The organism is Bacillus sp. Root920 (genome assembly GCF_001429445.1).
GTDB lineage: Bacteria > Bacillota > Bacilli > Bacillales > Bacillaceae > Bacillus > Bacillus safensis.
In genome coordinates this window covers 890,636-915,786 of sequence record NZ_LMJV01000001.1, presented here as the reverse complement: position 1 = coordinate 915,786, position 25,151 = coordinate 890,636, and the positions used below count along the sequence as shown (strand labels likewise).

Here is a 25,151-nt window from a genome sequence, read left to right as displayed (position 1 = left end):
GAAAAAAAGGGTGTCAATCATGAAACGAGCTTTACTTTCGGCCGGCATTCTATTTTTGATTCTAGGGATACTTCTGTTAATCGTTGTATTCACGCAATCAAAAGAAGATTTCTTCATTGAAGCCGACAGCTTTTCAAGCACATTTTTGATCGTGGTTTATTATGGACAAACCCCTGCGCTCCTTCTGTTGGGAGGCGGATTATTCGTCGGACTTTCACAGATCATTGATTTGCAGGAAAAAAAAGCGGCAGCAGCAAAGGAGAGCGTAAAGCTTTTATCCGAAATGAAGAAAACCCTGGAAGAAAAATCGGCCAAGGAGCAGGAGGCTTTTCCAGTTCCTGAGCTCCATCAACTATCCGAACGTCCGATCACAGGACAGAAGGACTAATTTTACGCATGTTCTAGCAGCTTTCACTTGAAAGCTGTTTTTTTATTGAATCAGCTTATGACGGTGCGCATACACAGCCGCTTGCGTTCGATCTTCCACATCAAGTTTGGAAAGAATGTTGGTAATATGGGTCTTCACCGTTTTAATTGTAATAAATAATTCCTCGGCAATGACCTTATTCGATTTCCCATCCGCAATCAGCTTCAAGATCTCCATTTCTCTTGCTGTTAATGAATCGTGAAGGATGGACCCATTTGATGAATGACGGAGTTTATTCATGACCTTTCCAGCCACTTTTGATTCAAGTCTTGGTTCACCGATACTTGCTGATCTGATGGCATCAGCAATTTCTCCTGCCTTGGATGTTTTTAATAAATAGCTTAGAGCACCCGCCTCAATCACCGGATAGACTTTATCATCGTCAATAAAGCTCGTCAGAACGATGATTTTGGCATCTTCAATTTCCTGACAAATTCTTTTCGTTGCTTCGATGCCATCCATCCCTTCCATGACAAGATCCATTAAAATGACATCTGGCCTTAATTCAACGGCTAGCTCTACACCTTTTTGTCCATCTGACGCTTCACCAATGACTTCAATATCAGCCTGCGCCTCTAAAAAGGCCGCAAGACCCATTCTCACCATTTCGTGATCGTCGATTAAAAGCACTCGAATCATCGAACGTTCTCTCCTTTTCCTTCATCAAAAATGGGAACCTTCACATCAATTTGTGTGCCTTTTCCCTCAAATGACATAATCTCTGCGACACCGCCTACTTCACTTGTTCTCTCTCGAATCGATTCAAGTCCGTAGGAGGCTGTCTTCACATGATCTGTTTGAAAGCCGATACCATTATCAATAATCTTTAGCTGCACTTGCCGGTTTCTTATGAGCAGGCGCACAGTTACCTTTGTCGCCTTTGCATGCCTAAATACATTAGACAGGGCTTCTTGCACAATTCGGAAGAGGTGGTCCTCTACTCCTTTAGATAACGGAACATCATCTTCGATTTCCCAATCAATATCAATCGGCTGCTTTGCTTGGAATTCATTTAGCAGTTCAATTAAGCCTTTTTTCAGGTCTTTTCCTTCTAGCGTGATCGGTCTTAGGTGAAGCAGAAGAGCACGCATCTCATTTTGTGCATCGCCAGCCATTCGTTCGACAAGCTGCATTTGCTTTAATATCTTTTCGTCCTTTTCCTTCATGCCTTCAAGAATAGCTGAAGTCATCATTGAAATTGCAAATAACTGCTGACTGACCGCATCATGGAGCTCTCGTGCAAGCCGCTGCCGCTCTTCTGAGACGACCGATTTCTTCATTTGAACCTGCCATTCAGCCCGTTCATTTGAAAGCTTTTGCAAAGAGGCTACTTGCCCTTCGACCCGCTTCGCCATTTCATTTAATTGATCGGCGGCTAAGCCAATTTCATCGTCGCCAAGAGACGGTAGTCTGTATGCAAAGTTTCCATTTTCAAATTTCAAAATCGACTCAACAAGCTGATCGAGGCGTTTCTTATGCTGATAGCCAAATACACTCCCGGCAGAAATCCCAATCGCAAGACTAACGATAAGTAAAATACAAAAAAACGGTATGCCAAACCAGCGGGTAGAAAGCAGGATCATTGGATCAAGCTGATAATAAAAAAACATCGGCAGTGTCGTCATTGTCACAACACCGAGCGAGATACCGACGCCAAGACGAACAGATTGCCACTGGAGACCTAAATGCAATTTCCTCATAAGTATCTCACATCCACATCTCCGATCAGCAGAGAGATGGAGATTTTCACTTTTCGTTTGCTCTCATCGTAATCGTTGGTCATCACGTACACTTTACTGCCAAACCCGCTTCTTTTTTCATCTATGATTTTCATATCACCAATCGCGGCGGAAGCACTCACACATACTTCAATATCCTGCGGTACGTAAATATCCACATCTCCGATCAGCCCGCTAATCACGATCGTACTCTCTTCTTCTGCGATGATCGCCTTTGATAAATCGATTTTAACATCGCCAATAAAGCCTGAAATCGTCAAATCACTTAATTGAAACGGCTTTTTCATCAGCCTGACTTCACCAATAAAAAAGTCATGCTCTTTGCGCGGCTTTGTCTGGCTTTTTGTTTTCTTCTGATCGCTCTTTTTTTCAAGATTGACTTTCAGTGAAGGCTTCCCGTCTTCTGATGTTTCCTTTTTATCGACATCAAAAACAGGTTTATTTTTCAATAAGCGATAGCCGGCATAAATCAAAAAGGCCGCAAATAGGTAACCTGTTAAACTAAATGTAATATTGAGCAAAAATTTTAAGAAGAGAAAGCCGGCAAAAATATAGGAAACTGAACCGAGCCAACGTTTGGATCGTGAGTGCAGCCAATAACCCGCCAGCGCAAAAAACACAGGCCAAAACAAATCTGCTCCGATCCCAATAATTTTGAGAAATAAATTAATACCAAATATCACAACAATGATGCCTAAAATTTGATTCCTTGTAAAACGCAGTTGACTCGCCTCCTTCCTTTCTATCATTCATTACCGCAGCTTGAGGTTACCACTTGTCATTTCAATATCGACTAAATGTGTCCCTTTTCCCCGCGTACCTGTAAAGCCTCGACCTTCATTATCCACTTGATCAAAGTCATACGAGTGATCGACGCTTCCACTTGTTTTTTTCACCTGAACGTTGAAATCTCCGTCATCTGGCAAATTAAATTTCGCGCTCCCTGATGTCATATGAAAGGAGACAGGTGACTCAATTGTATCAAAACTTGCTGTCAATCGGCCGCTTGTCATGCCCAATTGCAGCTCGCCTTTGACATCATTAATATCAGCACGCCCTGAAGTTGCCCCAATATCACTATCCTTCGCATCAATGTGCGACACTGCCAGTCTGCCAGAGGTTGCTTTGATTTCTACATTTTTTGCTGAGAAATTCTCAGCTGTGAGGTTTCCGCTCGTTGATTTGAGTATCACATCTTGAAGGGACAGCTTTCCTTCTCCATCAATCTCACTGACGCCGCTTCCACCCGTAATCTTCACATTTTTATGATAATCTGTTGGAATTTTAACTAAAAGCTCTCCTTTTTCAAATTGAGTGAAAAACAAGAAGCTTTTATTTTCAGCACGAATTTTGAACGTACCGCCTGTTTGCTCCGCATACATTTTCCCTTTTCCATTGACAGCAGTCACCGAGATATCGGAACGATTTTCAGGTTTTACCTTCACGCGAAACCCAGAAAGAGAAATATCTAATTGATCAATCTCCTCTTTTTTCGCTGAAGCTGTTGTCACTGGTTTTTCACGGGAAAAACTTATATGAAAGAGATTTTCATTTTTGAAAAGCATGCCAATCATTAAAAAGATACCTACAAGTATACAAATTAGACCGATTAATCGCTTCATTTATACCATCCCTTTATCTTCTGACCTTTTCATTATAAGGAAAAGCGAAACAGAAAGAAATCAAATATCGGAAGAAAAAGCCTGCTTTTCTTCCGATTTGACCTCTATACGTTTGCTTGCTGCTGTTCAGGCTTTTTCTCAAGCTTCAGCTTCTGCCATTCTTTTTCAACCTCATCGGCGTAGTCTAAATGAGCATATGCCCCTTGATCTGCAAATTGTGCATAGCTGCCTGCTTTTGTTTCCATTTCTTCAATACGGTTCTCCATTCGAAGAAACTCTTTATATGCACTTTCACTGTCTACTTTATTGATGGAATCATTCATATGCTGCTTTGCCTGTGCGGCATTGGCTCTTGCAATCAGGGCCTGCTTCTTGTCTTTTATATCACGCAGCTTTGTTTCTAAGTGCTGCAATTGCTCTTTCAGCTCTTTCAATTGTTTCACAGATTGCTGGTAGGCTTCCTGATATTCGTTGTGCTTTTCCTCAAAATACTTCATTTCTGTGAGCGCTTTTCGTGCAAGCTCCTCTTCTCCCGCATGATATGCCAGCTCGGCCTGTTTCTTTCGCTTTTCAGCAAATGCTTCCGTCTCTTCTGCTTTTCGCAGGAAGCCTTGCTGAATCGTTTGCTGTTTGATGATGGCATGTTTCGCTTTCGCAACATCATCCTCCATATCACGAACGTATTGATTCAGCATGACACGCGGATTCTCCAATTTATCTAAACCTTCATTGACAGTTGCAACAAACATATCTCTTACTCTTCTTAATACCATTTGATATTCCTCCCTTTATTTTTTCTTTAAAAAGTCTTCCCACTCTTGATCAAAAGACGTATGAATCGGTTCTTCCGTATTAGGTGCCGTGTTTGGCTCCATATAGGCTCTGCTTGATGATTTTTCGGTAGATTCACCATTGATCATCGACCAGCCAAAATAAAGAAGTACCCCTGCAAATGCGATGCCGAGTATAAACGGCAGAAATTGCACGACGATCAGTACACCAATGACTGCTAGAATGACACCTAAGGTTTTACTGCCTTTTTCGTATTTTTTAACACCTACATAGATGAGCCCTGCACCAATCAAAACCGGGATCAGACCACCAAATGAACCACCAAAGAAGATGGATAAACCGACAAACAATAAAATTGAACCGATAATGGTTTTACTTGTTATTTTCATCTTCATGCCTCCTTTCTTGCTCCTTGCTTTAACTATAGTCAAAAAAGAAAGCCGGCAAAACGTGTCACAGATTGATCTTTGTTTGCGACTAGAGTCGTAACAATGCTCAGACTAAGCGGCAGAACCTAATAAAAAAGCACTCTTCTATGAAGAGTGCTTTCCTTATTTAGAACGAAACACATCGGCACTTCGTTCATATTCAACATCAGCTTCACCAAGCCGATAATTCACGATTCGAGCGGCTGCAAATAAATAATCGGATAGACGGTTTACGTATGAGAGCGCAACGGCTGGAATCTCCTCCTGTTTTGCAAGCGTCACAATATGCCTCTCGGCTCTTCTGACGACTGTCCGCGCTACATGTAAGAGAGCAGCGCCTTCCTGACCACCCGGTAAAATAAACTTAGTAAGCGGCTCAGCTTCTTCTACATAGACATCCATTCTTTCCTCAAGGACTGTCACAGAGGCTTCTGTTAATTTGCCTTCTTTACGTGGTTTGACTGCTGCCAAATCACCCCCGCAGTCAAACAGCTCATGCTGTATAACGATCAGCTCTGACAAAAGGTCCGGAAACAATTCGCCATGCTGCCGTAATTTTGCATGCGCGAGTCCAATAAAGCTATTCGCCTCATCTAACGTACCATACGCCTCTACTCTCACATCATCTTTATCGGCTCTTCCTCCGATCAAGCCTGTTTGACCCTGATCCCCGGTTTTCGTATAAAGTTTCAACGGTTTTCCCTCTTTTCTACTGCTTTGTCTTTTTAGTATAACCCGAACTGAATAAGATGCAGTTGTTTTACTAAATCATGAGGAATGAATGTCATCAATGAAAAAGAAAAGTGAACCATTTGTTAAATTAAGATATTAAATAATAGGATAGATAGTCCATTATGAAGGCAAACCATCCTTTTTATTTCATTATAAAATAGTGATTGAAGATATAGTTTATAATGTAAAACATGATTAAGACAAAATGAAGGAGGATGGTATGAGTAAATTTAGTTTATTTAACAAGTTTTTGGTACAAGAAGGCGAAAGAGAAAAAATGGTTGATATTCTATTAGAAGCAGCAGAATCAATGAAGAATTTGGATGAATGTGACATATATCTTGTGAATATTTCCGAGAATGAACCAAGTTCTGTTTATGTTTATGAAGTGTGGGCAAATGAAGATGCCCATCAAGCGTCTCTAGGTCTCGAAGCTATCCAAACATTAATAAGTCGTGCGAAACCAATTATTACTGGTATGGAAAGAATCAATACTTTAATAACACAAGGCGGAAAGGGCATTTCATCTAATTAGAATTCGACCGTCTTAGATATAAAATTAGAACTGGCTGTCATTGTGGCAGCTTTTTTTCTTATTTAAAGCAAAGATTAAGAACTATTGTCAGGACTACACATTTTAGATATGTGTAGTCCTTTTATTTCAACTGTTTTACTCAACTAACCTAAATATAATTGTACATTCACTTTTGAATGACATTCAACGTTTGAAGAAGCCTTTGTACCTTTTGTCCTAATCTTTCGTGTAAATGGTCAGCATCTTCCGTTTCTTGCGTATTGGGTGCAGCGATGCACAGATGATGGATCGGATAACTTGTTTCTTGCTTAATGATGTGCATAAGCTGCCCCATGAGCTGAACAACTGCGCCATCTGCTAAAGATCGTTTTAGGATAAGCCAAATGGTCAACGCTTCCTGCTGAAGCATGCCGTAAAGGATCATATCGTCTTCGGCGTCTTCTGCGGCAAATTGTGCTAATTTGTTAGCTTGCTCGAAAAACAGCATTTCTTCAGCTGACTCTAGCTGCTCATGAAGCGCCTTCGTCCCCGTTCCAATAGACCTTTTCCAAAAGAACCCGCCGTTTTTCTTATGTGAGGAAAGGATGCGAAGAGGCTGATTAATGGAAAACGTCATTCCTTCTGAACCATATGTCCTCCAACCATCCGCTATGTTTACAATTGATGCTTTAGAAGGGGCTGCAGGCTCAACCATCAGCTGAGGGTTTGCCCTAAATGGATGCTGGAGCGGTGTCACATTTGTTTCATACACACGGTTGATTCGTTCAGTGGTCAAGACGTGATGCGGCATTCCTAACATGTCAGTCTTTCCTCCATGAAGCAGCAGCAGCCGATCACAATATAAACTGGCGATGTTCACATCATGGAATACGCCAATGACCGTTAACCTAGAGGAAGCAGTTTCTTCTTTAATTAAATCAAGCAAATCTTTTTGATAGGCTAAATCAAGGAAACTCGTAGGTTCATCCAGCAATAAATATTCAGGCTGCTGCGCCAATGCCTGTGCTAAATATACACGCTGCTGTTCTCCTCCGCTTAACTCATGGATGGATTGATTCTTAAACTGTGCAACACCCGTTTGTTCCATGACTTTGCTGACGACCTTCACATCTTCTTGCGTGACAGATTGCAGCCACCCTTTTTGATATGGATAACGACCGAATTGGACGGTTTCTTCCACCGTAAATGAAAAAGCTTGGTCCGTTTTCTGCGGCAGAACTGCCATCTTTTGCGCAAGCGCCTTTGGCTGATAGGATTGAATAAGGTGACCGCTGAGACGTACTTCACCGCTCATAGGTGCTAAAATCCCTGCCATCATTTTAAGAAGGGTCGTCTTACCGCTTCCGTTTGGACCGAGTATACCGAGAAATTCTCCTTGCTTTACTTCAAGATTAATGCCACGAATGACCTCTTTCTCTCCATATCCACCTCTGATTTCTTTCACTTGAATCATATGTGCGTCCCCCCTCTATATTTACGAATGAGGATGATGCCAAATACAGGTGCACCAATTAACGCAGTAATGATGCCAATCGGTAATTCAGTCGGCTCGATGATGGTACGGGATAACACATCTGCTAATACAAGAAAGGAAGCACCGTTCAGCATAGACAAAGGCAGCAGATGCCGATGGTCCGTGATAGTTAAGAGGCGGATAAAATGCGGAATCACAAGTCCTACAAAACCGATCGTCCCTGATACCGCAACTGCACTTCCAGTCAGGATCGAGCCCGCCAGCAGCACAATATATTTGCTCCTTTTCACATGTACACCTAATAACTTTGCCTTTTCCTCGCCATACGTCATCACATTCAAATCCCGCCCCATCAACATTAACGCAAAGGTTCCAATAAGAAAGAAAGGAAGAAAAAGCACAATATAACGCCAGCCCCTCATGGACACACTGCCAAGCAGCCAATGAATGATCTCTTTTAGATCATCACCTGTTAAAGCAATCATCAATGAAATGAGCGCACCCAAAAAAGAGCTGAAAATCACTCCTGTCAAAATTAAAGAAGAGATGCTCATCCCCCGATGAACAAGACGCGCAAAAAAGAGAACGAGACAGAGGGTCACAAGCGCTGTTGTCATACTGAATAATGGCAGTGTGAAACTACCAAAAAGCGGAAGCTGCAAGCTGAAAAACAGGGTCGCTACGGCTCCAACTGATGCCCCTTGAGATACCCCCAGCGTATAAGGGTCAGCAAGAGGATTTTTTAATAAACCTTGAAAAGCTGCACCAGATAACGCAAGTGCTGCTCCGACTAATGCCGCTAATATGACTCTTGGCAGCCGAATGTTCATCATAATATTGCGATCGATGGAATCAATGGTTCCAAACTGCACGCCGAATAGTTCGTGAACAAATATTCGAAGAATAGAAGGAATGGGAATCCCTAAGCTTCCAAAGGAGATTCCCATTCCAATGCTCATCACAAGAAGTAAAACACTTAGTGTATATGCGATGGTCAATTTATTTGAACGTATCAGGATAGACGTTTTTCGCAAGAGCCTCGACTCCTTCAACCAATCGCGGTCCCGGTCTTGATGCGAGATCCGTATTCAATTGAAAGACTTGTTTTTCTTTCACTGCTTTCATTGCATTCCAGCCGTCTCTTTTTTTCAAGTCAGCTAAGCTGGAACCATCAATTGTCACGATAACATCAGGATTTCGCTTGATGATCGATTCTTCTGTCATTTGCACCCAGCCAGTTTGATCGCCTGCAGCATTTTTGGCATGGATAACAGAAAGCATTTCATCCATAAATGTATTTTTACCAGTTGTATAGATTTCAGGTGCACCTGACACTTCGACAAAGACTGTTTTTTGCTTATCTTTCGAAATCCCCTCTGCTTGTTTCTTGATGTCATTCAGCTTTGTTTTCATTTCGTCTACAAGCTTTGTTGATGCTTCTTTCACGCCAGCTGCTTCACCGATCATATTGATTGATTTGTACACATCCTTAAAGGACGTTGCATCATTTACAGTCAGCACTTGGATCCCTGCATCTTCAAGCTGTTTAAATCCATCTTTTGATCCCATCTGAGATGCATGTGCTAAGACAAGATCTGGTTTTAAGGAAATGACCTTCTCGACATTGAATTCAAGTCCGCCAATCTTCTCTACCTTTTCGACTTCCTTTGGATAATTGTCAAAGTCTGATCGTCCAACCATTTTATCTCCAAGACCGAGTGCATAGGCAACCTCCGTATTACTTGGAATTAACGAAACAATTCGTTTAGGCTGTTCTTTGATTTCGACTGTTTTGCCAGCTGCATCTTTTATTGATACTGGAAAAGCCGCAGTGGCCGTTTCTTTATTTTGTGACCCTTTTGCTTTGTGATCTGTCTCAGCGCCTGCACATCCTGCTAAAACACCCATCACAAGCAATAACGATAGCCAAATAGCTGTTAACTTTTTCATGAGTGAACCCCCTGTTTATGTACTGCTTAACGAAATCTCTTTCGTCAATTCTTTTCTAATTTCGGGAATATTATACTACAGTGCAGATAGGTTGTATATGTGATTTCTAAAAGCGTCTTTTCTGTTCCTAAAACAAAAAAACAGCCTCTAAAAAGACTGTTTTTCACTCTTCAATGAATTGATTTGTTCTCCATTGATGACGACTTTCTGAAAAGCAGGAGAAACGGCATGCTCTAAAGATAAGGGATACGCCACATCATCTATGACACAATCTTTCATTTTAAAATGTGTCACAGGAGAATGTGCGTATGCGGCTATTTTCACACCATATCGTCCGCCGCTGCTTTTGAGTCCTTCTACTTCAATATGACGTACAACAGGACGGTGCGGACCAGCATCTCCTTCCTCATACATCATGTCGATACAGACCACTTCATGCTTTAGACTTTTCACTGTATTGTTTTTAAAATAAATATGTTCAATGGTGCCGCCTCTGACAGAGTTGGTTTTAATACGCAGTGCCCGGTCAAGGTTCGGACTGTCCATTACATTATCTTCTGCATAAACATACTTTACCCCGCCAGAAATCTCGCTCCCGATCGTCACACCGCCGTGTCCATCCCGCATCTCATTTCTACGAATGACAATGTTTTCAGATGGAATCCCTATTCTCCGTCCATCCTCGTTTCTGCCCGATTTGATGGCAATACAATCATCTCCGTTATCAAAATAACAATCTTCAATGAGCACATTCCGGCAAGACTCCGGATTGACACCATCTGTGTTTGGTCCATGCCCAATGATTTTAACGCCGCGGACGATGACGTTATCACTTAACACAGGATGAATTTGCCACATCGGTGAATCCTTCACTGTCACTCCTTCGATTAGCACATGCTGACATTGGTATGGCTGAATAAAGCTCGACCTTAAATAATGACCTTCTCCAAATACCCTTTCTTCTACCGGTATTCTCTTTTCCGCCATTTCAAACAAAAGCTGGCGATCCCGATCCTGAGAGGGCTGGCCATTTGTCCCATACTTCCAAGGCCACCAATGATGCGCATCCCCTCTGCCATCAAGCGTTCCAGCTCCTGTAATAGCGATGTTTTCTGCATGGTGTGCATAAATGAGAGGAGAATAATTATAAAGTTCAACCCCTTCATATCTTGTCAGTACAAGAGGCAAGTAATCCTTTGGGTCTTGGCTGAATGTCACATAGGCTTTCTCATGCAGATGAAGTTCTACATTGCTTTTCAATTCTAAAGCACCTGTCATAAATGTCCCTGCTGGTATCAGCACCCGTCCCCCTTTCAACCGGTGCGCATCATCAATGGCAGACTGAATGGCATTTGTAGAAAGCTCTTGCCCTTCCGCATCTGCTCCATAATGCACCACATTCAATTCACGATCTGGGAACTGCGGTGCTTTTATCTGCTTTAGCACTTGATCAATTCCGTTTGCTTTCTTATTTTTCTTCCCTTGCTTTGCTAAACGAGCAATTCCGACTCCAGTTAGTACCGTTCCTGCTGTGATATACATCAAATCCCGCTTTTTAGACACGTACTCATCCCCCAGTCGACTTAAAGTGTGACACCTGTTTTGAAAATAGCCAGCTCTCTAAAATTGTTTTTTTCATGATTTAACAGCTTCCCGCTCGCCACATCAATGACAGTTGAAATGAATTTTTCTAATACAACATCTTCCGGTACATCTTCAAGCAGTTCTCCAGCATTAAAGTCAATCCAGTGCTTTTTTGTTTCATATAAGGCTGTGTTGGTCGAGATTTTCATTGTTGGTACAAACGTACCAAAGGGTGTCCCCCTGCCTGTTGTAAACAGGACCATTTGACAACCGGAAGCAGCCAGTGCAGATGAAGCAACCAAATCATTACCAGGTGCACTTAATAGGTTCAATCCCTTTTGTTTCAGCAGCTCTCCATATTTCAATACATCTTTAATTTCAGAAGTACCTGCTTTTTGTGTACAGCCAAGAGATTTATCCTCTAATGTCGAAATTCCACCTGCTTTATTTCCCGGGGAAGGATTTTCATATACCGGCTGTCGATGATCCATGAAGTATTGTTTAAAGTCATTGATCATTTGCACAATATTGTCGAAAGTCTTTTCTGATTCCGCTCTCTCCATTAAAATCGTTTCAGCACCAAACATTTCTGGCACTTCTGTTAACACTGTCGTGCCACCTTGAGCAACAATAAAATCGGACAGTCTGCCCAAAAGCGGATTTGCGGTAATACCAGAGAATCCATCTGATCCTCCGCACTTCAAACCGATTTTCAGCTCAGATAACGGAATATCTTCACGATGATCTTCTTTCGCGGCATCATAAATTTCCTTGAGTAATGCGACTCCCGTCTCAATCTCATCTCCTACTTCTTGGCTTCTTAAAAATTTCACTCTCGTATGGTCATATTCACCTAATGTGGACTGAAAATCCTCAATGTCATTGTTTTCACACCCAAGTCCAAGAACGAGTACTCCTCCAGCGTTAGGATGCTTCACCGCATTTTGTAAAATGGTTTTGGTGTTCTCATGATCGTCCCCAAGCTGTGAGCAGCCATAATTGTGCTTTAATACAAGGGCTGTTTCAAAAGGATGGATGTTTCCACCCATTTCAGCGGTAAATATTTGGATCATTTGATCGGCGATGCCATTCACGCATCCAACGGTAGGAACAATCCAAAGCTCATTGCGGATTCCGCTTCCGCCATTTTTTCGTTTATATCCTTTAAATGTAAGATTCGTTTTTTCATAAGGGTTTTCTGATAATGAAGGCTGGTATTCGTATTCTAGCTTGCCAGATAGATTGGTTTTGATATTATGCGTATGCACCCATTCTCCAGCAGAAATGGCAGTCACTGCATGACCAATGGGATAGCCATATTTGATAATATTCTCTCTTTGCTTGATTTCAGCCAATGCAAACTTATGACCTTTGGCGACGGTCTCTTTTAAGATAATCGTATGTCCTTGATGCTGCAGCTCCTCCCCTTGCTCAAGTCCTTTTAAAGCAATACCGACATTATCTGAAGGGTGGATGACAATAAAGTCTTTCATGCTTTCTCCCCCTGACTTTCATATTGATTAGGCATCATTCGATGAACAGCCGCTCTCATCCCATGCGTCTGTATGAGGGTAAGCTGATCAGCTACAGCTTGACTCAATCCATTTATATCCGTTAAATCTCTACCCCATAATGACTCGCATGAAAGAATTTTCGCTGCAACTCCTTCATTAGAAGGGTTTTCCCTTTCCCATGCTTCCTTCATGAGCGTTAGCACAGTTTCATCATCCTTTACCCTTCCCGCATGTGCTCTGTAGAAATAAATGAGACTGCTAAGTGAAAACACAAGTTTCATTGGTAGCTGTTTCTTTCGTTCAACATAATCAAGCAATGACGGAAGATTACGGGTTCGGAATTTGGATATCCCATTCAGCGCAATATCCAGCAATTGATGCTTTACAAATGGATTGCAAAAACGATCCCAAACGGATTGTGTATAAAGAAGAAGCTCATCTTCAGGGAGTTCAAGCCCTGGAAGTACTTCCTCCTCCAGCATACACCTGACGAACGGACCAACATGCTCATCATCCACAGCTTCTTTTACAGTTTCTAAACCGCATGAATAGGCAATCGGCACCATTGCCGTATGTGCACCATTTAAAATTCGTACCTTGCTCATACGATAAGGCGCAATATCCTCTACAAAAAGTACATTTAATCCTGCTTCTTGAAAGGGGAGCTCCTTTTGCACAAAAGCAGGCGCTTCAATGACAAAAAGATGATAATATTCTGCCGTGACAAGCAATTCGTCGATATACCCTTCCTCCTTTTGTACAATTTCAGCCGCTTCCTTAGAGAATCCAGGGACAATCCGGTCCACAAGTGTATTACAAAACGTATTGGCTTCCTTAATCCATGTAATAAACGCAGACGGCAGTTCCCACTCAGCTGCCATACTGATCACATATTCCTTCAATCGATCACCATTTTGTTCAACCAATTCACAAGGCAGAATGATCAGTCCTTTCTGCTCATCTCCAGCAAATGCTTTAAACCGGTGATACAAGAACGCTGTCAGCTTTCCTGGAAAACTGGCTTGCGGCCGATCCTCCAAACGATCCTCTTTTCTGAACACAAGTCCTGCCTCTGTCGTATTTGAGAAGACATAGCGAAGATTCGGGTTTTCCGCTACGTGTAAAAACTCCTCGTAATCCGTATACGTACTAATTCCTCTGCTAATCGATTGGATGATCATACGTTCATTCATTTCTTGCTGGTCATGATATCCCTGAATACATAATGTGTACAAGCCATCTTGTTCATTTAAGGCTGCTACCGATCCTTTTCGTGGAGGAACAACAACCGCTCTTCCTTTAAAATCTGTGCAGTCGTTCAGCTTCTGGATGTGCCAATTGATAAATCCTCGCATAAAATTTCCTTCGCCAATCTGCAAAATCGTTTCCGGATACTCAGCCGCCGGGTATATGGCTTTTGATAATCGTTTCAAATGGATTCCCCTCTCCAAGTATTATGCACACGTGAACATTTTTTCTAAGAAGGTGCTGATTACTGCACCTTTTTAACTGAATCTCTGATCATCAGTTCTGTGTGGACATACACTTTCTCCATATGATCCTCTTCTTGCTCTTCACCGTTTATTACTGAAAGGATAGCTTCTGCTCCAAGTGCACACATTTTTTCAATCGGTTTTTTCACCGTTGTCAATGCAGGTGTGGTATAGGACGAAAAAGCAATATCATCAAAACCAATAATAGAAATATCACCTGGACACGTTTTGCCTTTTGCAAATAAAGCATTCATTGCACCAATCGCCATGTCATCGTTTGAGCAAAAGAGCGCTGTTGGCGGATCATCGAGGGCCAGCAGCGATTCCATTGATTCATAGCCGCTTTTCATATGATAATCGCCTTTCATCATATATTCTTTCTTCATAGGTATTTGGTGATCAATTAACGCTTGCAGGAAACCAGCTTTTCTTTCCTGAGTTGATTTAAAGCCTTCTTTCCCTTCAATGATGGCGATTTGTTCATGACCTTGCTGAATGAAATGGTGTGCAGCCTGGTAAGCTCCTTGACTATCATCTGCTAATATATTCATGACCTCATGACTTTCTACACGGCGATTCAGCACAATGATGGGAATGCCCTGTTTCTTCACATGATGGATAAATGCTTCATCGTGTTCGCTTTGACTCATGAGCAAAATGCCATCGTAGCGTTGTTTATGAATGGTTGTGTAATCGTGAAAGTCGTCAATTCCTCTTACAAAGAGATTATAATACTCTGTCATGACGCTGTTGACACCTTTTAACGCATCCACAAAGAAGCTTGAAGATGTGCCTTCTGTTAAACTTGTAAAAAACAGACCAATTGTAAATGATTTTTGTGATACTAGGCCTCTCGCATGGACATTCGGTGAATAATTCAGCTGTTTTGCAATCGACAAAATCTTTTGTTTTGTCTTCTCTTTAATAAAAGGACTGTTATTCAAAGCCCTTGATACCGTGGTATGAGAGACGTTTGCCAATTTTGCTATGTCTTTAATTGTGACTGTCATGCTATTCCGCCTTTTATGATTTTTTACCATCTTATCATAAAACCGCTTTCATTTTCTTCATGTCATTTTGTTTGGGTGGTGCTTGAGCTGATTTGCCCGGTCAAATTTGAAATACTGCCTGGCATTTTCATAGCTGATTCTTTTCACGATTCCCCCTAACAGCTCAAGATCATAAGGGGCTTCTCCTTTTTCTACCCAATCTCCAATGATATCGCAAAGCAGTCTTCGAAAATATTCATGCCTTGTATACGACAAAAAGCTTCGTGAATCTGTCAGCATCCCAATGAAACGGCTGATCAGCCCAATACTGGATAGAGCCATCATCTGCTCTGTCATCCCTTGTTTCGTATCATTAAACCACCAAGCTGTGCCGTGCTGGATCTTCCCAGGTGTCGTTCCGTCTTGAAAGCTTCCAGCCAATGTGGAAATCACAACATTGTCCCGAGGATTCAAGGAATAGAGAATGGTTTTTGGCAGTGCCTGTTCTTGATCTAAACGGTCTAATATTCTGCAAAGCGGCTTGGCAATGTCTTCATCATTCATCGCATCATACCCTGTATCTGGCCCAAGCCGCTCAAACATTTTCGTATTGTTGTTCCTAAGCGCATTGATATGAAGCTGCATCGCCCAGCCCCGCTCATAGTAAGCCTGACCAAGCTTAATGAATGTTTGTGTTTTAAATTTAACCTTCTCTTTTTCCGTCAATGAATGCCCCGACATTTTTTTATGAAAGATGGCTTCCACTTCTTCTTCCGTCGTTTCTTCAAACGTCATTTCGTTAATGGCATGATCTGAGATCAGGCAGCCCTGTTCATGGAAAAAATCAATTCTTGCGAGGAGTGCTTTCAAAAAGTCTTGATAGGATTGGATTGGAGTAGATGAAGCCTTTGCCAGTTCGTGAACATACGATGTAAATAGGTGATTCGTTATATCGAGTGCCTTATCAGGCCGAAATCCGGGCAGTACTTGCACAGTGAATCCTTCTTCCCGCAGTTTTTGATGATAGCAAAGCGAATCGACTGGATCATCTGTTGTCACGACTGTTTCAACGTTCGATTTCACAATGAAGTCTCTTGCACCAAAACCCTCTCCTTGCAGCTTTTCATTTACTTTTTGCCAGATGATGTTTGCGGTTTTTTCGTTTAAAAGTTCTTCAACTCCAAAATATCGTCTCAGCTCTAAATGAGTCCAGTGATAGAGCGGGTTTCCAATGGTCATGGGAACGGTCTTCGCCCACGCCAGAAATTTCTCATAGTCTGAGGCATCCCCTGTGACGTGCGATTCGGGTATGCCATTTGCTCTCATGGCACGCCATTTGTAATGATCTCCGTAAAGCCATGCTTCGGTGATATTATGAAAGGTTTTATTTTCATAGATTTCTTTGGGGCTTAAATGACAATGGTAATCTATAATTGGAAGGTCCTTTGCAAATTCATGGTATAGCTGTTCCGCCGTTTGACTGTTGAGTAAAAACTGATCATCTAAAAAAGCTTTCATCAAACTCCCCCATCTCTCTTATAGATAAAAATAATTTGTTCACGTTAACAATTTTATTGTAATCGTTTACAAAATTGATTTCAATCCTAAAACAGGAAAAAACGATCTCCTTTAGAAAAGAAAATCGTTTTTTGGCTATTTTACAGGTGATGATTTTTTTAGGATAATCGCAATAGTTGTTCCAGTGCCTAGTTCACTTTCAACTTGAATATCACCGTCATGCAGCAAGACGAGCTCTTTTGCTATCGCAAGCCCGAGACCTGTTCCGTTCGTTGGATCGTTTGTATTTGTCCCTCTGTAATAGCGGTTAAACAGGTGATCCACCGTTTCCTGTGCCATTCCGCGGCCATTGTCTTTCATTTCGATTCGAACTTCTTCATCTGTTTCAGATAAAACAGCTGTAATATGTGTGCCTTTTTCGTTATGCTTCACTGCATTCGCCAGCAGGTTCTCAATCACTCGTCTGAACCAAGCTTTATCGATCTCAAATATGACACCATCTGTTTGATCTTCAAAGGAGGATGGATAATCCTCAGATGAGGAGCTTCTTGAAAACTCGTCCATAATGGAAGTTAAAAATTCACTGAGTTCAACCGGTTTCCGATTAATAGGCAGGGCACCATTCTTCAATCGGTACGTGAGATTTAAATCCTCAATCAGTGTCGACATGTATTCTGATTTCTCACGAATCACCTGTCCCATTTCCATGACTTCTTCTTTGGACCATTGATATTGATCGGATTCAAGCATGAGTCCATAGCCATAAATCGTACTTAGAGGCGTTTTCAAATCATGAGACAATCCTGCAATCCATTCTTCCCTTGTGGTTTGAATTTTTCTTCGGTTTGCTTCATTCTCTTTTAATGTAAGCGTGAGCTGATCCATTGTTTTTAGGATATCCTCAAATAATCGGTATTCCCGCTTAATACGGCCTTTTTTATTTTTGCTGACTGGAATTCCCTTTCTATTTGTTGGTTCCTGCAATTTATTTTTTGATAAGAAAATCAGCCAGCGAATAATGTGATAAATTGGCAGCCCATAACGATACGAATACCATAATGTCATGACAATAATAATAGTGAGTGCAAGACCTGCAATTAAGATGGTTGTATATTGATTTAAAGCGTCTCTCTCTTTATCATAAAGCTCGTCCGGGCTGTATACTTTATTTGGTACCGAAACAATAATATACAGGTTTTTATTCACTTTCATATAAGACAGATCACTTCTAAACTCCCAAGGCTTCGATTGATACTTGAGCAGTTCAACATCTGTTACGTTATGTTTCAAATCGGTGTTGGCTCGAATGCCTTTTAAATATTTTCCTTCGTCATTGAACAAATGAACTGATCCATTCATTCTCTTCAAGAATTCTTTCGTTTCAGCCGAATATTGAGATAATGCAGCCAAATTTTTCTCATGCTGTTTCAGATAATTGGCTACCTTTGTGCTGTTCGTTTTGAACCCATATAACACAGTAAAACTTTCTTGATCAATCTCAATTGGCCAGAAGTACATCTTGTAATCTTTAAATTGTCTTTTTTCAAAGATCTTGATCATTTCATCCTTTTGATAAGACGTTGGAATTGATTTAGGACGGTGATAGCTATAAACGGTATTCTTCTTTGAATCAATCACTTGCAGCCAGCCGTCTCTTTTTTTTACTGCTTGCTTGAGCTGATCGTCGGCTTCCATTTTTCCATCCTCGTTAAAATAAAGCCAGCTCATGAGTGTATCTCCATCAGCTTTTGTTAAACCAGTTTCGGTCATGTTCTCATAGTATTTATTTAAATATAAGTTCTCAGAGAACGTATTGCCGATCGTCAGAATGGCAATCACAATAAACATTTGTCCGACAAAGTGAAAGAAAAGTTTTGCTCGTAAATTCATAAATTATTGAAGGACCTTTGCAGGGTGCGGTATAAATTTATATCCCATACCACGGATCGTCACAATATATTCTGGCTGACTCGGATCTAATTCAATCTTTTCTCTCAGCTTTCGAATATGAACCATGACAGTGTTGTTATCACCATATGATGGGACGCCCCATACTTTCTCATAGATTTGATCTTTTGAGAGTACCACATTCGGATGGTCACAAAAGTACTTCAGCAAAGAAAGAAGCTGAGCAGAACATGCCGTCACCTCTCCTCTTACTTTCAATTCGGCTGCATGAGGATGATAGGAGAAATGGGCATAATGATATTGGCTTTGAGTGTCTTCTTGCTCCTCCTGTAAGGAGATATATGTTCGATTTAGGTGAGCCTTAATTCTAGCCACTAGCTCAAGCGGGTTAAATGGCTTCGTGATGTAATCATCTGCCCCCTGTGCAAAGCCCGTCAGTTTATCGACATCAGACGTTCTTGCAGTTAAATAGAAAATAGGCACTTTCGTTAACTTTCTGATTTCAGGCAGAACGTCAAAGCCAGACTTACCGGGCATCATTACATCTAGAAGTAAGAGGTGGATGTCCTCGTTTTTGACAATATCTAATGCTTCATCTGCATGGTAGGCTTTATAAATATGCTTGAATCCTTCTTTTTTTAATACGCGTTCAACCATTTTCACAATTGCTTCTTCGTCATCTGCAATCAATATTTTTGCTGTTTCCACGCATCTCTTTCCTTTCTAGCATGATCTCTAACCGTATATTACCATTGTCTAAAGTAAAAAAGTACCTCTTTTCTGCATAAAAGCGAAAAAATATCAACTGGAGAAAATGGCGGGACTAGGAAGTTTTAAACATGCAAAAAAACCCGGCAGCTGCACCGGGTTCCTATACATCTATTATCCATTCACAGCTTCTAGCTTTCGTTCATGATTCATTAAGTCATATGTTAAACAGATCGGCTTATTCGTTCTAGGATCAAGCACAATTTCTGCATCAATATGGAATACCCGACTGAGTACATCTTTGGTCATGACCTCATGAGGCGTACCATCTTTTATGACTTTCCCTTGATTGAGGGCAATCATGTAATGTGAAAAACGCGCCGCATGATTCAAATCATGGATGACCATCAACACAGTTCGGCCCTGCTCCCTATTTAAGCGTTCTAACAGCTGAAGAATCTCGAGCTGATGTGCAAGATCCAAATACGTCGTAGGTTCATCTAATAGGAGCAGCTCTGTTTCTTGGGCAAGTGCCATCGCAATCCATACACGCTGACGCTGTCCGCCGGAAAGTGCTTCAATTGGCCGATCATGAAAAGCAATCATTCCCGTTTCCTCAAGTGCCCACCTAATGATTCGTTTATCTTCATTTGATAAGCGACCAAACCCATTTTGATGCGGGAAACGTCCATATGACACGAGCTCATACACTGTCAATCCACTTGGTGCTTCGGGCGTTTGCGGTAAGATCGCCATTTGTTTTGAAATTTCTTTTGTCGGCGTCTCATGGATAGCCTTGCCATTTAAGTAAACAGCTCCTCGATTGGATTTCATAATACGAGACATCGTTTTTAAAATGGTTGATTTCCCGCAGCCATTCGGTCCAATCAGTGTTGTCACCTTGCCTTTTGGGATACTGACATTCAAATCTTCTACAATCAAACGGTCTTGATAACCGATACAAAGCTTTTCTGTTTCGAGTGATTTCATATGTTGTCTCTCCTTCCTCATTAGTTCGATTTCATCAATAAGTAAATGAAGTAAGGTGCACCTAAAGCAGAAACGACAAGGCCAACTGGCACTTCTGATGGTGCAAGGATGACGCGGCCAATTGTATCTGCCAGTAATAATAACAGCGCGCCAATCAGCGCGGAGGCCGGTATCATTCCTTGATGCTTTGGCCCAACAAGCTTTCTAGCCAAGTGCGGTGCGGCTAATCCTAGGAAAGAGATACTTCCTGCAACAGCAACACTCGCACCTGCTAATGCAACGGCAATCAGCATGAGAAGGCTTCTTTCTTTATGAACAGAAATGCCCAATCCATAGGACAGCTGATCACCTAAATTCATAATGTTTAAGTAGCGTGATCTGACAAGCGCTAATATAAGGAAAATCAGCATCCATGGCAGAACAGATAAGACGTACGTCCAGCTCGAGCCATAAATGCTTCCAGATAACCACACGATGGCTTGGTTAAAATCATTTGGGCTCATTTTCAACTGGATGACCACAATTGCTGCTGAAAACGCAGCATTCACACCAATACCAGTTAAAATCAATCGAACAGGTGTGATGCCTTTTTTCCACGCTAACACATAGATGAGAAATGCAGCAAAGCCTGCACCTACGAACGCGAAAAGCGGCAGTACAAAAATCGTAAAATCACCTAAATTTGTCATCGTGCCTTGAAATGCAAAGATAAATAGCACAACGGCAAAACCAGCACCGGCATTGACACCGAGAATACCTGGGTCAGCTAAACCATTTTGAGAAACACCTTGCCAAATCGCTCCTGATACAGCGATAGAAGCGCCGACAAGTAAAGCGATGACCATTCTTGGAAGCCTGAACTCGAATAATACGAGTTCATCCATTTCACTTCCGAATCCAAAAAGTGTTTTCAATGTATCCATCGGAGAGATTCGAATTTCTCCGGTATTTAAACTAATGAGAAACACAGCTACGATCGCGAAAAAGATCATGAGCATCGTTCGTTGATATTTCTTTTTCTTTGCTTGCTGCACCATTTCCATTTAAATCCCGCTCCTTTCACGTCTAGCTAAGTATAAGAAGAAAGGAACGCCTATAATCGCTGTAATGGCACCGACTGGCGTTTCAAACGGAGCGTTGACCAGTCTTGCAGCAATGTCTGCATAAATTAACAAAGTGGCCCCTAAAATAGCGGAGCATGGGATAATCCAGCGATAGTCCACTCCGACCAAGAATCGAGTGACATGAGGGATCACAAGCCCAATAAAACCAATAGAGCCTGCTACCGACACGGCAGCACCCGTTAAAAGAATAACAACCAATATACCAAGCACCTTGACCGTTTTTGTATACTGTCCAAGTCCTTTCGCCAGTTCTTCACCTAAGCTCAAAACCGTGATCGAACGGGCAAGGATCATTGCAATAATTAGTCCTGCAATGGCAACTGGAATGATGATATGAATATTGCTCCAATTCACCCCTGCCACTCCGCCAGCATACCAAAAGCTCATATCTTGAGCGACGTCAAAACGGATGGCAATGGCTGAGGATACGGAGCTCAAAAGTGCTCCAACCGCTGTACCAGCTAGTGCGAGCTTTACAGGGGTCAGCCCCCCTTTTGACATAGTACCTACACCAAATACAATAGAGGCACCGAGTGCGGCTCCAACAAATGACCAAAGAATTAATGTAAAAGAAGATTGGCCAGGGAAAAATGCTAATGCAATGGCAATCGCAAATGCGGAGCCATTTGTCACACCCATAATCTCAGGTGACGCAAGCGCGTTTCTTGTCATTCCTTGCATAATGGCACCTGATACGGCTAAAAAGGCACCGACGAGGGCAGCTCCAACTGTACGCGGCAGCCTCAATTCCCGAATGATTTGATGTGAAGTTTGATGTGGATCAAAATGAAAAACGGCTTCCCATACAGTCTGTAGATGAATGTTTGCCGCTCCTAATGATACTGATAAAAAAAGACCAAATGCTAAAGCGATCATTCCTATGATGATAACAGCTGCTGTTCCAAAAGGCTTCGTGACAATATCGATCGTATCATCGCTGGCTGGCAGCTGTTTATTCGATTGTGAGCCCAAAACCAGTCTCTTCCTTTCCGTTCATGTCTATTCTCTATTAGTGATAATGATTATCAATCTCGAAGTCTAGTATATCACTTTCTTTTCTTTTTGAAATCACTGTTCTGATAAATTTCTTTATTTTCGGCAAAAAACTGTGAGAATTTCATCATTTTTCTTTTGGTTCTAAATTAGCCGATGCATTTTTGTTCCTATCATGTTACGATAAAATTGAAAATGAGAATCATTATCAAGGAAAAGTGAATAGGAGAGAACTTTTGTGAAAAAACGAACTGGATTTCTTTTGATTTCTTTATCCATCCTTATGATCTTTACAGCCGCTTGCGGCAGCACTTCAAATAAACAATCTGCAGCGAAAAAGAATGACATGATTACATATCAGGATGCCAAAGGTGAAGTGAAGCTTCCGAAAAATCCGAAACGAATAGTGCTTCTTGCAGAAAGCTATTACGGGGACCTCGTCACACTCGGCAAGACGCCGATTGCTACAACATCGCCCATCTTTAAAAACCCTTTTTATAAAGGGAAAACAGATGGAGTGGAAAATCTCGGAAGGACCCCATCAGTTGAAAAGGTAGCCGCTTTGAAGCCAGATATGATTATTGCTTGGGGAGAAGACGAGAAGTTTGATCAATACAAAAAAATCGCCCCAACTGTAGCGGTTAAATACAACCAATATTCCTTCAAAGACCAGCTAAAAGAATTCGGTAAAATGACAGGTACATCAAAAAAAGCAACAGAATGGATCACGAAATGGGATACTAAAATTGCTGAGGTGAAACCAAAGGTAACAAAAGCTGTCGGCAGCAAAACGGTTTCGATCGTATCGCCATTTGATAAAGGTATTTATATCTTTGGAAACACCTTTGGCCGCGGGGGCGAAATCATTTATGACGAGCTGAAATTAAAAGCACCGAAAGCCGTCAAAAAAGAAGCGATCGACAGCGGTGTCGGCTATGCAAGCATTTCTCTTGAGAAGCTGCCAGAATTCGCTGGCGACTATATTTTCACAGGTCCATGGAGCGGCTCAAAAAGTAATGGTGACCAAGTATATCAAAGCAGCATTTGGACATCACTTCCTGCCGTCAAAAATAAACGTGTATTTGAAATAGATCCCGTCGGTTACTTTTTTAATGACCCAGTGTCACTAGAAGGTCAGCTAGAGTTCATTGTGGACCGATTGACATCTGCATCATAAAAAAACGTTTCTCCAGAGATGGAGAAACGTCTTCCTTATCTTATACCGTTTCTTTGGCAAATCCTTTTGACATAAGTGGATAAAGCAAAATACCCACTAAGAATAGACCGATTCCAAGACCAAAAGTTTTCAAGTCGGCTGTTCCTGAAATAATGACCCAAGCTGAATATCCCATCGCAACAAGTGCAATGATACCGTCTCTTGTTCGATTTCCTTTTTGAAGCTCATATGTGTCACCTTGCATGATGACCTTAAAGCTGTAGATGGAAGACACAATATACGGAATAAGATACGCAAGTGTCGCTGATGTGGTTAAAAAAGTAAAAGCTTCATTAATCGTACGTGACATCACAGAGAAGATAAACAGCTGTGACATAATATTTGTAACAGTCAAAGCGAAAGCAGGGCTTCCTTTTTTGTTTGTTTTTGCAAATACTGCTGGAAAATCACCAGCCTTTGCTGCTTGATACGGTACTTCTGAACCAAGTAAAATCCAGCCAAGCATCGAACCAAACAAACAAATAATCGCCAGCAGTGCCATGACAATTCCGCCAGCTGGCCCAATAATAAGCTGAAGCACATCCACGAATGGTTTGTCAGAGCCTTGCAATTGATCATGCGGCAGAACGCCCATTGTAATCAATGTGATAATCATGTAGATCGAAAGTGCGATTAAAAGACCTGTAATCGTCGCACGTTTCACATCACGCTGTGAGGATGCTCTTCCTGATAAAATGACAGCTGATTCAATCCCAATAAATGCCCATAGTGTGGAAATAGCCGCATGATGAATTTGGCCACCAAGTCCGAGAACTCCTTCTCCGCCTGTTTCAACTGGGAAGTAATAATGTTCAAATAATGCCGTTTGAAATGCAAATAATCCCGCCACAATAAAAAGGACGAATCCAAGCACCTTCGAAAAGGTCGTAATAAAATTCAATTTACTTGCAGCACTTAAGCTAGTGATTAAAATGGTATGTGTTCCCCATAGAAGAAGGGTACATACGATAAACGTCATGAGCTGGCCAAGTGTGACCGCTTCTTTTCCAAAGGTAAAAACTTCAGTCTTCACGGTGAGAATAGGGAAAAAAGTCGTTAAATAACCAGCAAGGCTTGTAATAATTGCGACATTACTAATCCAGCTTGCCACCCAATATCCCCAAACCATTGTAAAACCGGCCGCTTTCCCTTTTTTCGGATCTTTAAAAAGCGCCCTTGCATAACTTTGTGGTCCAGCCGTCAGCTGCGGCTTATGAATGGACAAATGCCCAAATACAAGCGCAATCATCAGCACACCGCCGCCTGTGACAAGCCATGCCATCGTCACACCTAAAGGACTGGCGTGCTGGGCAAGCGTACTTGGCAGCATAAAGATGCCTGAACCTACCATATTTCCGACGACAAAAGCCGTCAATAACCAAAAACCCCATTTTTTTGTCTGTTCCATTTCCGTA

General features: G+C 41.7%; 24 protein-coding genes. 3 read left to right on the top strand and 21 right to left on the bottom strand.

The genetic code is table 11. The features are described from left to right. The first annotated feature begins 19 nt into the window (after positions 1-19). Complete coding sequence (locus ASE42_RS04255; protein WP_041107739.1) at positions 20-388, top strand: hypothetical protein; 369 nt, start codon at positions 20-22, stop codon at positions 386-388. Between the two features lie 42 nt (positions 389-430). Here ASE42_RS04255 and ASE42_RS04250 read toward each other — a convergent pair whose 3' ends face one another. The 7 genes from ASE42_RS04250 to ASE42_RS04220 form a co-directional block, all read right to left on the bottom strand. Then, on the bottom strand, positions 431-1,066 hold the full coding sequence (locus ASE42_RS04250) for a response regulator (RefSeq protein ID WP_024426015.1): 636 nt from the start codon (positions 1,064-1,066) through the stop codon (positions 431-433). Continuing rightward, positions 1,063-2,127 carry a two-component system sensor histidine kinase LiaS gene (liaS, locus tag ASE42_RS04245; protein WP_024426016.1) on the bottom strand — a complete coding sequence of 355 codons (1,065 nt, stop codon included), beginning with the start codon at positions 2,125-2,127 and terminating at the stop codon, positions 1,063-1,065. The genes ASE42_RS04250 and liaS overlap by 4 nt, the downstream gene beginning before the upstream one ends. After that, a complete protein-coding gene (liaF, locus tag ASE42_RS04240; protein WP_172643439.1) occupies positions 2,124-2,915 on the bottom strand; it encodes a cell wall-active antibiotics response protein LiaF in 792 nt (263 codons plus the stop codon). Before liaF ends, liaS begins: the two co-directional genes overlap by 4 nt. A gap of 3 nt (positions 2,916-2,918) precedes the next feature. Next, entirely contained in the window at positions 2,919-3,788 is an 870-nt protein-coding gene (locus ASE42_RS04235; protein ID WP_056765817.1) for a DUF4097 domain-containing protein, read from the bottom strand. Between the two features lie 104 nt (positions 3,789-3,892). After that, positions 3,893-4,561: a stress responsive protein LiaH gene (gene liaH, locus ASE42_RS04230; protein WP_024423427.1), complete on the bottom strand. Its 669-nt coding sequence runs from the start codon at positions 4,559-4,561 to the stop codon at positions 3,893-3,895. Between the two features lie 15 nt (positions 4,562-4,576). Continuing rightward, positions 4,577-4,969, bottom strand: a complete 393-nt coding sequence (locus ASE42_RS04225; RefSeq protein ID WP_024426019.1) for a membrane protein — start codon at positions 4,967-4,969, stop codon at positions 4,577-4,579. 162 nt (positions 4,970-5,131) lie between these two features. Then, entirely contained in the window at positions 5,132-5,701 is a 570-nt protein-coding gene (locus ASE42_RS04220; protein WP_024426020.1) for a cob(I)yrinic acid a,c-diamide adenosyltransferase, read from the bottom strand. A 259-nt stretch (positions 5,702-5,960) separates the two neighbouring features. Between ASE42_RS04220 and ASE42_RS04215 the strand changes: the two genes are divergently transcribed. After that, complete coding sequence (locus ASE42_RS04215) at positions 5,961-6,275, top strand: putative quinol monooxygenase (RefSeq protein ID WP_056765814.1); 315 nt, start codon at positions 5,961-5,963, stop codon at positions 6,273-6,275. Positions 6,276-6,441: 166 nt separating this feature from the next. Here the strand turns inward: ASE42_RS04215 and ASE42_RS04210 are convergent, their stop codons facing one another. The 13 genes from ASE42_RS04210 to ASE42_RS04150 all read right to left on the bottom strand — a co-directional run bounded on the left by ASE42_RS04210 (position 6,442) and on the right by ASE42_RS04150 (position 22,499). Further along, positions 6,442-7,728, bottom strand: a complete 1,287-nt coding sequence (locus ASE42_RS04210; RefSeq protein ID WP_056765811.1) for a heme ABC transporter ATP-binding protein — start codon at positions 7,726-7,728, stop codon at positions 6,442-6,444. Next, positions 7,725-8,783 carry a FecCD family ABC transporter permease gene (locus ASE42_RS04205; protein ID WP_024423440.1) on the bottom strand — a complete coding sequence of 353 codons (1,059 nt, stop codon included), beginning with the start codon at positions 8,781-8,783 and terminating at the stop codon, positions 7,725-7,727. Before ASE42_RS04205 ends, ASE42_RS04210 begins: the two co-directional genes overlap by 4 nt. Beyond that, entirely contained in the window at positions 8,749-9,699 is a 951-nt protein-coding gene (locus ASE42_RS04200) for an ABC transporter substrate-binding protein (protein ID WP_024426031.1), read from the bottom strand. The genes ASE42_RS04205 and ASE42_RS04200 overlap by 35 nt, the downstream gene beginning before the upstream one ends. Positions 9,700-9,846: 147 nt before the next feature. Continuing rightward, positions 9,847-11,262, bottom strand: a complete 1,416-nt coding sequence (locus tag ASE42_RS04195) for a glycoside hydrolase family 28 protein (protein ID WP_056765810.1) — start codon at positions 11,260-11,262, stop codon at positions 9,847-9,849. Between the two features lie 20 nt (positions 11,263-11,282). Continuing rightward, on the bottom strand, positions 11,283-12,776 hold the full coding sequence (locus tag ASE42_RS04190) for a UxaA family hydrolase (protein WP_056765808.1): 1,494 nt from the start codon (positions 12,774-12,776) through the stop codon (positions 11,283-11,285). After that, a complete protein-coding gene (locus tag ASE42_RS04185) occupies positions 12,773-14,230 on the bottom strand; it encodes a tagaturonate reductase (RefSeq protein WP_056765807.1) in 1,458 nt (485 codons plus the stop codon). The genes ASE42_RS04190 and ASE42_RS04185 overlap by 4 nt, the downstream gene beginning before the upstream one ends. A gap of 59 nt (positions 14,231-14,289) precedes the next feature. Continuing rightward, positions 14,290-15,300 carry a LacI family DNA-binding transcriptional regulator gene (locus ASE42_RS04180; protein WP_034280892.1) on the bottom strand — a complete coding sequence of 337 codons (1,011 nt, stop codon included), beginning with the start codon at positions 15,298-15,300 and terminating at the stop codon, positions 14,290-14,292. A gap of 57 nt (positions 15,301-15,357) precedes the next feature. Next, positions 15,358-16,797, bottom strand: coding sequence for a glucuronate isomerase (gene uxaC, locus ASE42_RS04175; RefSeq protein WP_056765806.1), 1,440 nt, complete (start codon positions 16,795-16,797; stop codon positions 15,358-15,360). 135 nt (positions 16,798-16,932) lie between these two features. Further along, complete coding sequence (locus tag ASE42_RS04170) at positions 16,933-18,687, bottom strand: sensor histidine kinase (protein WP_056765804.1); 1,755 nt, start codon at positions 18,685-18,687, stop codon at positions 16,933-16,935. Positions 18,688-18,690: 3 nt separating this feature from the next. Beyond that, complete coding sequence (locus tag ASE42_RS04165) at positions 18,691-19,413, bottom strand: response regulator transcription factor (RefSeq protein WP_024423448.1); 723 nt, start codon at positions 19,411-19,413, stop codon at positions 18,691-18,693. Positions 19,414-19,587: 174 nt separating this feature from the next. After that, entirely contained in the window at positions 19,588-20,403 is an 816-nt protein-coding gene (locus ASE42_RS04160; protein ID WP_024423449.1) for an ABC transporter ATP-binding protein, read from the bottom strand. A gap of 20 nt (positions 20,404-20,423) precedes the next feature. Further along, positions 20,424-21,446: a FecCD family ABC transporter permease gene (locus tag ASE42_RS04155; protein ID WP_048237425.1), complete on the bottom strand. Its 1,023-nt coding sequence runs from the start codon at positions 21,444-21,446 to the stop codon at positions 20,424-20,426. Then, complete coding sequence (locus ASE42_RS04150) at positions 21,447-22,499, bottom strand: FecCD family ABC transporter permease (protein ID WP_024426037.1); 1,053 nt, start codon at positions 22,497-22,499, stop codon at positions 21,447-21,449. It abuts the gene before it with no gap. 259 nt (positions 22,500-22,758) lie between these two features. Between ASE42_RS04150 and ASE42_RS04145 the strand changes: the two genes are divergently transcribed. After that, entirely contained in the window at positions 22,759-23,697 is a 939-nt protein-coding gene (locus tag ASE42_RS04145) for an iron-hydroxamate ABC transporter substrate-binding protein (protein ID WP_056765802.1), read from the top strand. Between the two features lie 40 nt (positions 23,698-23,737). On the opposite strand, the gene ASE42_RS04140 is transcribed toward ASE42_RS04145, so the two are convergent. Continuing rightward, on the bottom strand, positions 23,738-25,144 hold the full coding sequence (locus ASE42_RS04140) for an amino acid permease (protein WP_041107769.1): 1,407 nt from the start codon (positions 25,142-25,144) through the stop codon (positions 23,738-23,740). Between the last annotated feature and the right edge of the window lie 7 nt (positions 25,145-25,151).

Bases quoted from the DNA above. Each gene is read 5' to 3' on its own strand.
- ASE42_RS04255 (WP_041107739.1), top strand. From the start codon at position 20: ATGAAACGAGCTTTACTTTCGGCCGGCATTCTATTTTTGATTCTAGGG.
- ASE42_RS04180 (WP_034280892.1), bottom strand. From the start codon at position 15,300: ATGACAGTCACAATTAAAGACATAGCAAAATTGGCAAACGTCTCTCAT.
- ASE42_RS04160 (WP_024423449.1), bottom strand. From the start codon at position 20,403: ATGAAATCACTCGAAACAGAAAAGCTTTGTATCGGTTATCAAGACCGT.
- ASE42_RS04155 (WP_048237425.1), bottom strand. From the start codon at position 21,446: ATGGAAATGGTGCAGCAAGCAAAGAAAAAGAAATATCAACGAACGATG.
- liaH (WP_024423427.1), bottom strand. From the start codon at position 4,561: ATGGTATTAAGAAGAGTAAGAGATATGTTTGTTGCAACTGTCAATGAA.
- ASE42_RS04170 (WP_056765804.1), bottom strand. From the start codon at position 18,687: ATGAATTTACGAGCAAAACTTTTCTTTCACTTTGTCGGACAAATGTTT.
- ASE42_RS04210 (WP_056765811.1), bottom strand. From the start codon at position 7,728: ATGATTCAAGTGAAAGAAATCAGAGGTGGATATGGAGAGAAAGAGGTC.
- ASE42_RS04225 (WP_024426019.1), bottom strand. From the start codon at position 4,969: ATGAAAATAACAAGTAAAACCATTATCGGTTCAATTTTATTGTTTGTC.
- ASE42_RS04190 (WP_056765808.1), bottom strand. From the start codon at position 12,776: ATGAAAGACTTTATTGTCATCCACCCTTCAGATAATGTCGGTATTGCT.
- uxaC (WP_056765806.1), bottom strand. From the start codon at position 16,797: ATGAAAGCTTTTTTAGATGATCAGTTTTTACTCAACAGTCAAACGGCG.
- liaS (WP_024426016.1), bottom strand. From the start codon at position 2,127: ATGAGGAAATTGCATTTAGGTCTCCAGTGGCAATCTGTTCGTCTTGGC.
- liaF (WP_172643439.1), bottom strand. From the start codon at position 2,915: ATGATAGAAAGGAAGGAGGCGAGTCAACTGCGTTTTACAAGGAATCAA.
- ASE42_RS04235 (WP_056765817.1), bottom strand. From the start codon at position 3,788: ATGAAGCGATTAATCGGTCTAATTTGTATACTTGTAGGTATCTTTTTA.
- ASE42_RS04250 (WP_024426015.1), bottom strand. From the start codon at position 1,066: ATGATTCGAGTGCTTTTAATCGACGATCACGAAATGGTGAGAATGGGT.
- ASE42_RS04140 (WP_041107769.1), bottom strand. From the start codon at position 25,144: ATGGAACAGACAAAAAAATGGGGTTTTTGGTTATTGACGGCTTTTGTC.
- ASE42_RS04215 (WP_056765814.1), top strand. From the start codon at position 5,961: ATGAGTAAATTTAGTTTATTTAACAAGTTTTTGGTACAAGAAGGCGAA.
- ASE42_RS04200 (WP_024426031.1), bottom strand. From the start codon at position 9,699: ATGAAAAAGTTAACAGCTATTTGGCTATCGTTATTGCTTGTGATGGGT.